We start from the raw sequence: 13174 nt of genomic DNA on the forward strand, positions 1-13174 counted from the left end.
CCGCGTCCATATCGCAAACGGCACTGCATCTGATCGCATAGAAGTGCACGAATCTTGATTTTCTGCTGCTCGTCAACCTGTCGGCCACGCGGCTTGCCTTGCAAGCTGCTCTCGCCGTCGCACTCGTACCGCCTGCAAATATCGAAAGCGTTCGTGTGAGAAAGTCGTGTTTGCGCCGCAATGTTCTTCGTATACCCACTCTTTCCGGTAACGACCAACGACTGCTTACCGCCGCCCTAGACAAGCCTCAGTGAAAAATCATCTTGTCATTTCGTTCCATCCATTTAAATATTGAGACTCATCTTAAAATTAAAAGTCATGATATTTACAATAAATAATTATAATTTGATTTTTCCCATTTGACAGAAAATCATTCAAACTCCCTGGTAATTTGATTTCTGCTCGCGGAACATTGCAAAAAACACGACTAGAACAATGAAAGAGATTAGCGCAGGTACTGTCCATATTCCTCGCCAGTCCCGCACCGTGCCATGCGTGAAGTGATCCACTACCACACCAGAAAGATACGTACCAACCAACATGCCGACGCCGTATGTCGCTAGCGTGATCAAACCCTGCGCCGCACTTCGGAAACGGGGCCCGGCATGGCTGTCAGTATAGATCTGTCCAGCTACGAAAAAGAAGTCGTAGCAAATACCGTGCAGCACAATGCCAATTATCAGTGACCAGTGCGCCGTGTCGGTATATCCGTAGGCGAACAGTACATAACGCATTACCCAGGCGGCCATACTTACTGTCAGCATCATCTTGACACCGAGTGTAGCGAAGAGAAGAGGCATGGCGAGCATCAATAGAACCTCTGACATCTGCCCCAGAGACTGCAAACCCGTAGCGCCCTGTATGCCGATTTCATTCAAAAAAGAATTGGTGAAATTGTAATAAAATGACAACGGTATGCAGATTGCAATTGACGCAGTGAAGAATATCAGATACGAACGGTTTTTTAAAAGCTTAAGTGCGTCCAGTCCGAAAATTTCATTGAGCGATACAGCTATATGCCGTTTCAACGGTGGCGTGTCAGGTAATGAGAATGCATACATCGAAAAGATAAACCCAGCGATAGATGCCATCTTGAACGTCAAATCGAGTCGATTCTGCTGCTCCCAATTCAACAACGCAATCACAAGTCCGGCGACAATCCAGCCGAAACTGCCAATCACCCGGATGGGCGGAAACTGTTTGCGAGGATCGCGCATATGGCGCATGGCAACCGCATTGACGAGCGCAAGCGTCGGCATGAACAGCACCATATAGAGCATGATGAGTACGAGAAACGCCCGAAAGCTGGTCATCGTAGAGGCGATCCACATCAGCACGGCACCACCAAATTGCATGACAGCTAAAATGTGCTGTGCGGACCAATATCGATCAGCAATCAATCCGACAACAAAGGGTGCGAGAATCGCTCCGATCGACTGACTGAGGTAAGCTGTAGCGATTTGCGAACCGTTCGCGGCCAAAGGCCCGTGACCGAGATAGGTACCAAGGGTGACAAACCACGCGCCCCATATGAAAAATTCGAGGAACATCATCGCGCTAACGCGCAACATCGCCCCATTCATTGCTCCTCCGAATCGTTGTAAATACCGAGCATCCCCCGAAGTGTGGATGGTGCAATTGGCGCACCGGCAAAGTCGTCAAATTCCCGCTCCGTGACACGGATCAAGTGATCCCGAACGAATGGTGCACCTTCACGCGCGCCATCTTCAGGATGCTTGAGGCAGCACTCCCACTCAACAACAGCCCAACCGTCGTACCCGTATTGCGCGAGTTTGGAGAAGATCGAGCAAAAGTCAATCTGTCCATCTCCAGGCGATCGAAAGCGCCCTGCTCGCTCGCGCCATCCTTCGTAGCCGCCATAAACACCGCTTCGCGCGGTCGGGCGGAATTCCGCATCCTTCACGTGAAAACAACCAATTCGCGCATGGTAACGATCGATAAAACCTAGGTAATCGAGTTGCTGTAACAGCATGTGACTCGGGTCGTACAGAATCTTTGCGCGGGGATGGTGATCAATCACTTCGAGAAATCGCTCGAATGTTGCTCCGTCATAGAGATCTTCACCTGGATGCAGTTCAAAGCATACGTCAACATCATGCGCATCGTAGACATCCAGGATTGGGCGCCATCGACGTGCCAGTTCGATAAAGGCTGCATCGATCAGACCAGCTGGACGCTGAGGCCACGGATAAAGGTAAGGCCATGCCAGTGAGCCAGAAAATGTAGCGTGTGTCCGCAACCCGAGGCGGCGACTGGCCTGAGCGGCCAACTTCAATTGTGCGACGGCCCACTCTTGACGAGCTTTCGGCGCGGCGCGCACATGTGCCGGTGCAAATTCGTCAAACAAAATGTCGTATGCCGGGTGCACGGCAATAAGTTGACCTTGAAGATGAGTTGAAAGCTCCGTGATCTCTAGGCCGTGGTCGGCTAGTTGTGCCACAACACGGTCGCAATACGCCTGACTCTGTGCAGCCTGCGCAAGATCAAACACACGTGGCGTGGTTGTCGGAATTTGAACACCCGTATAACCGAGTCCGGCAGCCCACTCTGCGAGCGAATCTAGGTCATCGAACGGCGGCGTTTCCCCTAAGAACTGCGCCAAGAACAGACCGGGTCCCTTTATCATGAATATTCCCCTTATCAAGCCGTGGGCCAAATATACGAAGCGCCGGTTTTGTTCACGGACGGCGGACGCAGGCACCGATTCCTCCGGCGCAAACTTTAAGGCTACTACCTAGCCGATCCTTTGCCATTGGTTTTTCCGCGATGACTTCAATACGGCGGCGACGATCCGTGCCGAGCGTGCCCCGTCTTCGAACGTCGGTAATCCGTCGCGTCGCTCGCCCAGAATCGTCGCGTAGGTGTCTTCAACAAACGCCTCGAAGCAATGCGCATAGCCTTGAGTGTGTCCGGCTGGCAACAACGCGAGTCTTCGCTGCTCTTCGCTGCCGCGCGTCGGATCGCGCACGAGCAGTGTTGCGGCGTCCCGGGTGCCGACCCACAATCGCTCGGCGTCTTCCTGATCGAACACGATACTGGATTTAGAACCGTCGATTTCGAACCACAATCGATTCTTGCGGCCTGCCGACACTTGACTTACAGAGAGCGTAGCCAGTACTCCGCGGGTCGTATTGAACAGCAGGCCGGCGACATCCTCCGTGACTACTGAACGATAATTCGAGCCATCGTGCGTGACGCCAGTCGCGAATGTCCGCACGCCCTGCGTCGGACGGGACGAAACCGTCGTTCGCAGGCAAGCGATTACCGATGCGAACCGCTCGCCAGTGACCCACTCCACGAGATCGCACCAATGCGATCCAATGTCCGCGAAGGCACGCGAGGCTCCGCCCACCTTTGGATCGACGCGCCAATTCGTGTCATGCTGCTCGAGCAACCAATCCTGCAGATAGCTACCGTGAATCATTTGCAATACGCCAATTCCATCGTGCTGAATCCGCGCACGTGCCTCGCGAACCATCGGATGATAACGATAGATGAACGGCACGGTGGCCACGCGATCCGCACGATCTGCGGCCGCGGCGAGTTCAGCGGCCTGCCCCGCCTGGGCTGTAAGCGGTTTTTCGCAAATCACATGCTTGCCAGATGTGAGCGCGGCCGTTACAAATCCGTGATGCGTCACATTGGGAGTGCAGATATGAATGACGTCAACCGACGGGTCTTCGATCGCAGCATCTGCACAGGAGTAGGCGTGGACATTAAGTCGCTGAGCCGCGACCGCGGTACGCTCAGGCGTGGAAGCGACAATCCCTGCGATACGGGAGCCAGCGAGACGTGCAGCTCGCAGATGTACCTGCCCCATTATTCCCGCCCCGATGATCGCCGCCGTAAGATTACGTTTTCCCATCATGTGATTCTGTGTCAGCCAGTGTGCTAGAACCAAACAATACAATCTAGTGTGATTGGTTTGAATTTTGTATTATTTAATTCGATGTCCATCATAAATAGATAGACTATCGTCCAGGTGCACCGACTGCGCGGTCCGTCGTGTGGGGTAGCTGATTGATGCCGGCATCGGTGTACTTGCATAAATCAATTGCGCCAGAAGTGGGCTGACGTTGACGGACTCGTCGATGCTGGCGCCCTTGCTTTCTGGTCCGAATTTTGTGCCGATTCTTGATTTTTTGCCTCGATGAGATACGAAGAGACACCGGTGAGACGAGAAGGCGCAAGGACGCGTTACCATGTCAAGGGTAGGTGCCCTACAACGACAATCTGATCAGCTAAGGAACGTCACGATATGGATCGATGTAGCTGCTCTAGCGGACATGCTGGGAGCCGGTCGTCCGCGCCTGTACAGCGACGCGTCAATCCATTCGTTGCTGGGCAACATAACTGTGTTCTATGGACGATTGCCCACGCGGAGCTACACGACGAACTGTCGATTGTGGCCAACGGCAAGCCATCCACTCGGTGGTCGTCAACACTGGTGGGAAGTTCTATGACGAAGGAAAATAGAAGGTGCGCCAACGTGGCGATTCGAAGCGTCGCGCATATTCCATCATGGTCTCGATGCGGACACCGGTCGGCGCGGGCTGCACTGAAAACGCAGCAGGGTTTCACCGGCGCGACATCCTGGCCAAACTATTCGGCGAAGTCATGGATCACAACCTGCTCGATGCTATCGGTGACGACAGTGCTTGCGGCTCTAAATTGTGCCACGCAACGATCGTAGCGCGCAGCGTTATGCCCGCGAATCCGCCGCACTAGGCGCCGGCTCACGGAGGACGCGATTTACCGCTCCAAGATGCTCGCGGTTGACTGCCGAGGGCATCGATTAGCAGGTAGCCGAGGTTGCCATCCGCGCAGATGGGTTGAGCACATGGCATAACTTGCATGCCTTCAATCCTTTCGCTTCGCCTAAAGTCCCGAACATTGGCCTTGCCTCGTCCTCTCGCTCGATTTACGCATCAAAGCCCTTGCCATAATGAACGAACGCACTAATCAGTCTCGGTCGCCTCGGCTTACTTCATCCGATCGACCGTTCAGGCTCGACGAATTCGAAGTGCATAGCAAGCTTGCGTTGGCAATCGCCTCGCTTCCGGGCATCAGTCGTGCGGACCTGTCCCGCGATACCGGGTTCGCCCGTTCAACCGTCTCGCAATTGATCCAACCACTCATTGATGCCGGGCTTGTTATTGAGCATGCGGCCGGCCCAAGCGGCCGTGGTCGCCCCTGTACCCGACTATCGATTAATCCGCGAGCGGGGCTAATCCTTGTCGCAGACATTGGCGCAAGTCACGGCCGACTGGTTGTCGCGGACCTAGGACAACATTCGCTGGCCGAGCATCACTTCGATGTTGATCTTGCGGCTGGGCCAAATGTTGTCCTTGATCAACTCGCCGACGACTTCATGAGGATGGTGGCTGGCCGAAATCTCGCGAAACTGCCTATACGCGCAGTTGTTGTTGGCCTTCCAAGCCCAGTCGATTTTGGTCGCGGTGTTTGCGTCAGACCGCCAATCATGCCCGACTGGGACGAATTTCCCGTATCAACATATCTGCAACATCGATTACGCGCCCCCATTCCAGTTCTTGTCGACAATGATGCCAATCTCATGGCGCTCGGTGAAGCTCGCATGCGGCCGGCGACGCAGTCACCATTAATTTTTGCAAAGATATCCACGGGGATCGGTTGCGGCATCGTAACCGCAGACGGACAACTACATCGAGGTATTGACGGCGCCGCAGGAGATATCGGGCACATACGCGTGGCCGGGCATGACGACACTGTGTGTAGATGCGGCAACATCGGCTGCATCGAGGCTGTAGCGTCAGCCACTGCGCTGCTGCGTCAACTCGGTCAGATCGCTAACGCCACACCGACGATTGAAGATCTCGCCTGGCTCATCAAAGTCCGGGATCCAGTCGCAATCCGTTTGATCCGCGACGCAGCGACGAAAATTGGTGAGGTGATGGCAATGCTCGTGCACATACTAAATCCAGCAACGATCGTCCTGGGTGGCCGCTTGACCCGGATCAGCAACGACTTGCTCGCGGGCGTACGGGCTGTCGTGTACCAACGTGCCTTACCCCTGGCCACACGCAGTCTATTGATCGAAAGTACCTCGCCGGATCGGTATGTGGGGACAATCGGCGGCATCGTACTTGCCACCGAACATGTACTGTCTGGTCGTGGAATCGCGGTGATTTTGCGCGACGATTGACTTCTGAGGCGGACTGTTAGCCTCGAGCATTGGAACATCTGAAATCGAGGAGATGGGCAAGGCGATCATCGACGACGATTAGTCGGCACAGATCTAGACATCATGTATGGACCTGCCGCACCTCAAGGTACGCGGATTAAGCTTGAGGTCGGTTACTCCGCGGCTCAGAGCCGCATTGAGGGGGCAGGTCATGAACAAGTTTAGCAAGTACGTGGGCCTGGATGTACATCAGGAAACGATCGCCGTGGCGGTTGCCGACACGGCCGGAGAGCTGCGGTATATGGGCGAGATCGTGAACACGCCCGAGGCCATCGCGAAACTGGTGGCACAGATCAAGCGCGGCACGGGAAGGTTGTCGTTCTGCTACGAAGCCGGCCCCTGCGGCTACACAATTTTGCCGACAGCTGCTTGAGCTCAAGCAGGACTGTCAGGTCGTGGCGCCGTCGCTGATTCCGAAGAAGCCGGGCGAACGTGTGAAGACCGACCGGCGCGATGCCCTAAGCCTGGCACGCCTGCATCGCGCGGGCGAGTTAAGCCCCGTGTGGATTCCGGATAAGGCACAAGAGGCGCTGCGCGATCTGACCCGTGCGCGGGAGGACATGAAGCATCTGCAACGCCAGGCCAAGCAACGGCTGCTGTCATTTCTGTCGCGCCATGGCCATCGCTACGCGGGCCGCTCGAGGTGGACGCAAGCGCACTGGCGCTGGCTGGAAGGCATCAAGTTCACCCGGCCGGAGCAACAAATTGTGTTGCAGGAATATATCGACACGGTGCAGGCCTGTGGCAGCCGTGTGGCCAGTCTGGACCGCGAAGTCGAGACAGCCGCGCACGCCAGCCCGGTTTGGCCAGTGATCGAGGCGTTGATGGCGTTGCGCGGCATCTGTTTGCTTGCGGCTGTGACGGTGGTCGCGGAACTCGGCGATCTCGCACGCTTCGCTGGCGCGCCCGAACTGATGGCCTATCTGGGTCTGGTGCCAAGCGAACACTCCAGCGGCAAACGCGAACGCCGTGGCGCCATCACCAAGACTGGCAACAGCCATGTGCGACGCGTGCTGGTTGAAGCAGCGTGGACCTACCGTCATCGGTTCAACAATCGTAGGCTGTTCGGCCCGATCGGCGACATCCCGCCGGCCGAAGCCGAGCAAGCTTACTATCGGCAGTTTGAGAACGTCGCCAAGGCGGCTTGACTCAAACAAAACGGTCTCCCGTAAACCCGGGGCGATTCAACCAGCAAGCCGATCACACCCTGTTCACGCCACGTGAGGGCCCAGTTGTAGACCGACTGACCGCTCACACCAAGTTTCGCGCCAACGGCCAGCGGACGCAGCTTGCCGCCTGCCAGCATCAGCAGAGCGGCCGCCCGCGTGCGCATGTCCTGGTACGGGTGATTGATCGACAGCTGCTGCAAGGTCTGCTCCTCGACTTCAGTCAGTACCACGACGCACTTCATGAAAGACTCCTGTGTATGCGGTTCGCCGAAGTTAACAAACTTCAATCTCGTTTACCAGCAACACTTAGCGCTTCTAAGGCATGAAAGTTCACCTGTCGGATAGATCACGGGCCGCTTTCTACCCGACTCTAGGCCGCCCCGCAAGGTCCCTCCTGAACAAAGCCGGAGACAGCCCGGTCAGTTGATCGGTGAGACGATGCCGCCGTTGATGTAGCTGGTGGTCCCCGTCATCCAGCGCGCCTCCGGCGAAACGAGGTAGAGCACGAGGCCGGTGATGTCCCCGATGTTGCCGATGCCTCCGTCGATCGACATCGACTTGAGCCACGCAATGTTTTCATCGGATTCGGCGGGATAGAAGAAGGACGTGTCGAGCGGCCCCGGTGCGACGCAGTTGACTGTGACGCCGCGGGAACCCAGTTCCTTCGCGAGCGCCTTGCTGAAGTGCTCGAGGGGGGCCTTGCTGCCCGCGTAACCGGCATAGGTGGGCGCAAAAGCCGCCACCATCGTGGTGACGAAGCTGAGAATGCGCCCGTCGTCAGCGAGCTTTTTCGAGGCTTCCTTGAGCAGGAAGAACGCCGCCTTGGCATTGACATCGAACAGATCGTCGAAATCCGCTTCTTCGAACTCGGCGAGCGGCTTGCGAATAATCTTGCCGACTGTATTGATGAGAATGTCGACCTTTCCGAACTTGGCGATGGCGGCGTCGAACAAGACCGTCGCCTGCGCTGGCTTCGTCAGATCGGCCTGCAGAACCAGCGCCTCGCGTCCACGCTTGCGCACGGCGACCGCGGTTTCCTCGGCCTGGGCCAGCTTGTTCGCCGAGTTGTAATGGACCACGATGTCGGCGCCCTCCTCCGCCAACAGCTCCGCAAGCGCGCGACCGACGTTGGCCGACGCGCCGGCGATGATGGCGGTCTTGCCGGTGAAGCGACGCGCACCGGTACTCGTCGCCGAAGGAAAGGTCTTGGCGACTTTCTGATGGGAAATGGCAACCATGTCGATACTCCTATTTTAAAAAGAGAAGCCCATTACGGGCGTCCTCATACCTCGCCCAACGGCGATGAAACTGGATAGGGGCGGTTCGGCACCCAACCAAGCAGCGGAAATTCTGCGCGTTGGGCTCAAGCATCGTTTCATGTCGGGCTCGAAGCGATAGATTGCCCATTGCAGACGACCCCGGTCGCATTTGCCGCGGTATGCAAGCCACGGCGCATCGCACCCGCTAACGCCAGCCGCCCTCGGCATGTATCTCCGCAACGCGCATCGCCGGCCGGGTGGCGATGCTCGCTCCATGCTCGCGCGAGGGTTCGACACGCATGTATCGGCCCGCCCCGCCCACCTAATCCGAAGAGTCCGCCACCCGCGAGCACGGCGCCCTCCTCCGGCGTCGCCTCTCGCCCGAAAATGTGGCTCCAATGCGGAAATCGAACGAAGCGCGCGACGATGTCACGATAGCCGGTTGCGTGCGACAGCAAATGCTGCCCCGGCCTCGCGTTCAGCTCGACCGAAAGTGCCTCGTCGCCGGGATCTTCCGGACGCGCGAATGGCAGACAGAAATACAGGCGCAGCGGACGATCGACTCGCGCCACCCACCCTCGCTCGCAAGCGTGACGCGCAAAATGACGCGCGAGGAAATCGGTCGCATACATATGACCGCCCCGAAACGCGCTTCGGGGAAACTGGTCGATCAGCAACAGCAGTGCCAGCGTCCCGGACGGCGTGTCCAGCCCGCCGTTCAGCTCGCGCCGCGCGGCCGCGAAATGCATGTCGCGGAAGCGATCGCGAAAGCGGCGATAGAATTCGGGATGCTTCGCGAACCATCGTTTCGGTTCCGCGTCGTTCCAGAACGAGATCACTTGTTCCAACGAGTGCGCTGATGGCGACCGCGTGCGCAATCGACAACGACTCACGCGCGCGGAACCAGCGCGGCCGCGACGAGCGCAATGGCAGCCGGCATACCGAACACGACGAGCAGGACCGGCAGTTCTTCGCGCACGCTGTATCCCGCTCTATACACACCCACCCACAGATTGGCGAGCGACACGCCGAACCAGACCGGCACGAATACCTTGGCGGCCAACGCCAACGTCGGCGCGGACGTGCCCCAAAGGTACCCAAACAGCAGGAATACCGCCAGCAGCAACAGGCCAGCGACGATCGTCCAGAGCGTATGCATGGGTTGTCTCCCGTTGGTATCGATCAGGCGAATACGCCGAGCAACTTGTCGATGTCCTTGTCGGCATAAGGGGGAAACACATCGAGCAAAGCGTCGGGATTGCCGATCAGCATTGATTTGGTATTGCTCAGTGCGTCGAAACCCTCCTTGCCGTAGTACTTCCCCATTCCGCTGTTGCCAACACCACCAAACGGCACGCTGTCGATCCAACAATGCAGGTTGGTCTGGTTCACGCAGCCGCCGCCGAACGACAGCCCGTTCAACACCAGATCGAGATTGCCCGGGTGATTGCTGAATACGTAGCACGCGAGCGGTTTCTGCTTGCGCTTCATCACGTCGACGATCCCGCGCAGGTCACGGTACGGTAGCACCGGCAGTACTGGACCGAACACTTCCGGCGGCATCGCCGTGTCGTCCCAAGTCGACGGGTACAGGACGGTCGGCTCGACATAGCGCACCGCGATATCGTAGCGGCCGCCGTGCACGACCTTGTCCGCGACAATATAGGACGCCACGCGCTCGGCGTCATGCTCGCTGATCATCCGCGCGAAGTCGGGGCTGCGCTGCGGGTCCTCGCCGTACATCCTGGTGATCGACACCTTAAGCTTCGCGAGAAATGCATCCGCCACCTTCCCATGAACATACACGTAGCCCGGCGCGATGCACCATTGTCCGGAGATCGCGTTATGTCCCCACGCAATCCGATCAGCCGCGACGTCGAGATTCGCGGTCTCGTCGACGATGCAGGGGTTCTGCCCACCCAGTTCCAGCAGTACCGGCGTCAGATACTCAGCGGCCGCCCGCATCACGATCTTGCCTACGGCCGAGCTGCCGGTGAAAAAAATGAAGTCGAACGGCAGTTCGAGCAGCGTGCCGATTTCCTGGCGGCCGCCCGTGACGACGGCGACGTCCTCCGGCGCGAAGTATCCCGGCACCAGAGTGGCCAGCAGCGCCGCGGTGGCGGGCGCTGTATTGGAAGCCTTGAGTACGACCGTGTTGCCCGTGGCGAGCGTGGCGATGGCCGGATCGAGCAGCAGCAGGATCGGTGCGTTGAACGGCCCAATGACGAGCGTCACCCCATACGGCTCCTTGTAGATCACACCGCTGTTGCCCGCAGCCTCCAACGCCTTTCGAATAGCAACCAGCTGCGGCGCCATCAGCTCGTCCAAGTGTTCACGGTAGTACCGGATCACCCCGGTCGGCACCGAAATTTCGAATAGCTGGTCGAACGGCGGCTTGCCGAAATCCTGATGCAACGCTGCGCACAGCACCTCCTGATTGTCGACCGGCATGCGCTCCATGCGTGCGAGCTGGTCGATGCGCCATGTGCGGCTTTTCGTAACATTCGAGAGAAAGCGCGCCTGTTGCGCATCGAAGATGAACTGGAACGGATTCGACATGGGATCACCATCTTGATGGGAAACACTCGCCCGGCTGCCCCGGAACACGGCTTCGAGAAGCGAGAAGCTCAGGCCTGACCGATGTCCAGCCGCGAGATCTTGCCGTCGCCGTCGAGTTCGAACTTGAAGCAGGTAGCAAAATCGCCCGAGCGATCCGAATGGAATTGCCCATAGACATCGCGCCCCCCGTTGTCGACGCGGTCGATCCGCGTGAAGCGCTCCGCGCCGATCGCCTCCTAGTTGAACGTCTGCAGAGTGCGTGGCTCGCCGTCGTTGTACAGCGACGCGCCAGCCACGAACAGAGCGGCCCAGGCCACCCGGTCGCCCTTCTGCAATGCGTTGATTGCCAGTTTGATGGTCGGATGAGCGAGTGTGCCGATATCCATGTTGCCGATCCTCGATGATGGATGACTGGTCCAAGGCTTACGGTCGCCTCACGCCAATAGCAAGCTGCGAAAGACGTGCAGGGAGAGCAACCCCGGCAACCGTCGATCGCTCAAAATTCTCCGCGCGCTGTTAGTGCGGTCCGAGTGAAAGCTAGGCATCCTTGAATGTAGGTTACGGATACCGAGAAAGGACGCTCTTAACCACTTTCAGCGGTCAAATACGGACCCGCCCTCCCAGCACGAGCACGAGACATGCCCGCGTTACTTCGTCGTGTAGCCGCCGTTGATCAGGATCGTCTGGCCCGTGATCCACCAGCCGTCGCTGACCAGGTGACGGATGAACGGCACCACGTCCGCGATGTCAGTCAGCCCCGTCTTGGAGAACGGCGACAGCGCCGCCGCCGTCTTGTGGTACGCGACCGCATCCGCGCCTTCCGCCGGATAGAAGAATGGCGTGTCCATCGGGCCCGGCCCCACTGCCGTCACCGAAATCCCGCGTGCGCCGAACTCCTTCGCCGCCGCCCGCGTGAAGTGCTCGACCGGCGCCTTAGTGCCCGCGTAGGCCGCATAGAACGGCGTGAACGCACCCAGCAGCGACGTCACCAAGGTCACAATCTTGCCGTCGTCGTTCACATGCTTGCCTGCCTCACGCAGGAAGAAGAACGCCGACTTCGAGTTCACCGCTGTCATCTCGTCGTACTCAGCCTCGCTGATCTCCGTGAACGACTTCTTCAGCACCTTGCCCACCGTATTGATCGCGATATCCGGACGCCCTACCGCCACGATCACGTCTGCGAACAGTTTCTCGACCGCGCCCGCGCTCGTCAGGTCCGCCTGAAATGCAACCGCTTCGGCTCCCGCAGCCTTGATCGCCGCGACCGTCTGATCCGCGTCAGCCTTTGAACCCGCGCTATTGTAGTGGACCGCCACAGCCTTCGCGCCTTGTTCCGCCAGATCCCGTGCAATCAGCCCGCCGAGATTCTTCGCACCGCCGGCGATCAAGACGGTCTTGCCTTTGATGACATGATTTTTCAATTTCGTTATCCTATTTAAGTGATATATCGATCTGTTCGTGAAACTCGACAATTCACATCAAAAAATGCGAAGATTTATGCCAGAAACCTGGATCAATCATCCAGGCATTCGGAACAATTCGTCTACTATCTCGTTACCGACGTCGAATCGGTTGAAGATGCACCACACGCTCCCACATGCCTTTGCGACGCCACAGAGAGAGCGTGTACACCGTCCCTCTGCAGATCCCGCCACGGGCAGCCCGTGCGGCCAATCCAGAAAACCAACGATTGTCCGACGCCGTTCGTCCTAGATCGCCCTACTTTCCCGGCTAAACCGTTTCGATTCGTGTCCATACTTCGTCGCTCAGCAATCTTCGGGTCACCTTGGCTCGCTGGTGCAAAAGACAAGATGAAAACACATTTCATCAGATGTAAACAGACCCTTGCAAAGTGCAAGCGGAAGACACGGCGTCCCAACCTGGCTCTCCTTGCCTGCGTCAAGAGATTTACGGCTAGATCTATGTATCTTTCTACGCCGGCA

General features: G+C 57.8%; 13 protein-coding genes and 1 pseudogene. 3 read left to right on the top strand and 11 right to left on the bottom strand.

Translation table 11 applies throughout. The features are described 5' to 3' along the window. Positions 1-374: 374 nt before the first annotated feature. The 3 genes from HWX39_RS07060 to HWX39_RS07070 form a co-directional block, all read right to left on the bottom strand. Positions 375-1583: an MFS transporter gene (locus HWX39_RS07060; protein WP_175966506.1), complete on the bottom strand. Its 1209-nt coding sequence runs from the start codon at positions 1581-1583 to the stop codon at positions 375-377. Next, positions 1580-2653, bottom strand: coding sequence for a sugar phosphate isomerase/epimerase (locus HWX39_RS07065; RefSeq protein ID WP_175967623.1), 1074 nt, complete (start codon positions 2651-2653; stop codon positions 1580-1582). Before HWX39_RS07065 ends, HWX39_RS07060 begins: the two co-directional genes overlap by 4 nt. 102 nt (positions 2654-2755) lie before the next feature. Then, entirely contained in the window at positions 2756-3889 is a 1134-nt protein-coding gene (locus HWX39_RS07070; RefSeq protein WP_208458833.1) for a Gfo/Idh/MocA family oxidoreductase, read from the bottom strand. 1155 nt (positions 3890-5044) lie between these two features. On the opposite strand from HWX39_RS07070, the gene HWX39_RS07075 reads away from it, so the two are divergent. From HWX39_RS07075 to HWX39_RS07080, 3 genes are all read left to right on the top strand, one after another. Next, complete coding sequence (locus HWX39_RS07075; RefSeq protein ID WP_175966509.1) at positions 5045-6205, top strand: ROK family transcriptional regulator; 1161 nt, start codon at positions 5045-5047, stop codon at positions 6203-6205. Positions 6206-6395: 190 nt separating this feature from the next. Beyond that, positions 6396-6617, top strand: coding sequence for a hypothetical protein (locus HWX39_RS36150; RefSeq protein ID WP_244134941.1), 222 nt, complete (start codon positions 6396-6398; stop codon positions 6615-6617). A 22-nt stretch (positions 6618-6639) separates the two neighbouring features. Then, positions 6640-7392, top strand: a complete 753-nt coding sequence (locus tag HWX39_RS07080; protein WP_244134942.1) for an IS110 family transposase — start codon at positions 6640-6642, stop codon at positions 7390-7392. On the opposite strand, the gene HWX39_RS07085 is transcribed toward HWX39_RS07080, so the two are convergent. From HWX39_RS07085 to HWX39_RS36155, 8 genes and pseudogenes are all read right to left on the bottom strand, one after another. Next, positions 7356-7655, bottom strand: a complete 300-nt coding sequence (locus tag HWX39_RS07085; protein WP_175966511.1) for a helix-turn-helix domain-containing protein — start codon at positions 7653-7655, stop codon at positions 7356-7358. The two genes, HWX39_RS07080 and HWX39_RS07085, sit on opposite strands and share 37 nt — an antisense overlap. A gap of 177 nt (positions 7656-7832) precedes the next feature. After that, positions 7833-8651 (bottom strand): SDR family oxidoreductase, encoded by an 819-nt coding sequence (locus HWX39_RS07090; RefSeq protein WP_175966513.1) that lies wholly within the window; start codon positions 8649-8651, stop codon positions 7833-7835. Between the two features lie 137 nt (positions 8652-8788). Beyond that, on the bottom strand, positions 8789-9511 hold the full coding sequence (locus HWX39_RS07095; protein ID WP_244134955.1) for a DUF924 family protein: 723 nt from the start codon (positions 9509-9511) through the stop codon (positions 8789-8791). A gap of 50 nt (positions 9512-9561) precedes the next feature. Next, a complete protein-coding gene (locus HWX39_RS07100; protein WP_175966516.1) occupies positions 9562-9831 on the bottom strand; it encodes a hypothetical protein in 270 nt (89 codons plus the stop codon). Positions 9832-9854: 23 nt separating this feature from the next. After that, positions 9855-11231, bottom strand: a complete 1377-nt coding sequence (locus HWX39_RS07105; protein WP_175966518.1) for an aldehyde dehydrogenase family protein — start codon at positions 11229-11231, stop codon at positions 9855-9857. Between the two features lie 236 nt (positions 11232-11467). After that, complete coding sequence (locus HWX39_RS35925) at positions 11468-11617, bottom strand: hypothetical protein (protein WP_208458834.1); 150 nt, start codon at positions 11615-11617, stop codon at positions 11468-11470. 261 nt (positions 11618-11878) lie between these two features. Continuing rightward, positions 11879-12652: an SDR family oxidoreductase gene (locus HWX39_RS07115; protein WP_175967629.1), complete on the bottom strand. Its 774-nt coding sequence runs from the start codon at positions 12650-12652 to the stop codon at positions 11879-11881. Between the two features lie 157 nt (positions 12653-12809). Next, a pseudogene (locus HWX39_RS36155) lies at positions 12810-13016 on the bottom strand (IS5/IS1182 family transposase); the annotation flags it as partial. Positions 13017-13174 lie beyond the last annotated feature (158 nt).

Origin of the sequence: Burkholderia sp. BCC0322 (assembly GCF_902833045.1) — a bacterium.
GTDB lineage: Bacteria > Pseudomonadota > Gammaproteobacteria > Burkholderiales > Burkholderiaceae > Burkholderia.

Bases quoted from the DNA above. Each gene is read 5' to 3' on its own strand.
- HWX39_RS07060 (WP_175966506.1), bottom strand. From the start codon at position 1,583: ATGAATGGGGCGATGTTGCGCGTTAGCGCGATGATGTTCCTCGAATTT.
- HWX39_RS07070 (WP_208458833.1), bottom strand. From the start codon at position 3,889: ATGATGGGAAAACGTAATCTTACGGCGGCGATCATCGGGGCGGGAATA.
- HWX39_RS36150 (WP_244134941.1), top strand. From the start codon at position 6,396: ATGAACAAGTTTAGCAAGTACGTGGGCCTGGATGTACATCAGGAAACG.
- HWX39_RS07085 (WP_175966511.1), bottom strand. From the start codon at position 7,655: ATGAAGTGCGTCGTGGTACTGACTGAAGTCGAGGAGCAGACCTTGCAG.
- HWX39_RS07090 (WP_175966513.1), bottom strand. From the start codon at position 8,651: ATGGTTGCCATTTCCCATCAGAAAGTCGCCAAGACCTTTCCTTCGGCG.
- HWX39_RS07100 (WP_175966516.1), bottom strand. From the start codon at position 9,831: ATGCATACGCTCTGGACGATCGTCGCTGGCCTGTTGCTGCTGGCGGTA.
- HWX39_RS07105 (WP_175966518.1), bottom strand. From the start codon at position 11,231: ATGTCGAATCCGTTCCAGTTCATCTTCGATGCGCAACAGGCGCGCTTT.
- HWX39_RS35925 (WP_208458834.1), bottom strand. From the start codon at position 11,617: ATGGATATCGGCACACTCGCTCATCCGACCATCAAACTGGCAATCAAC.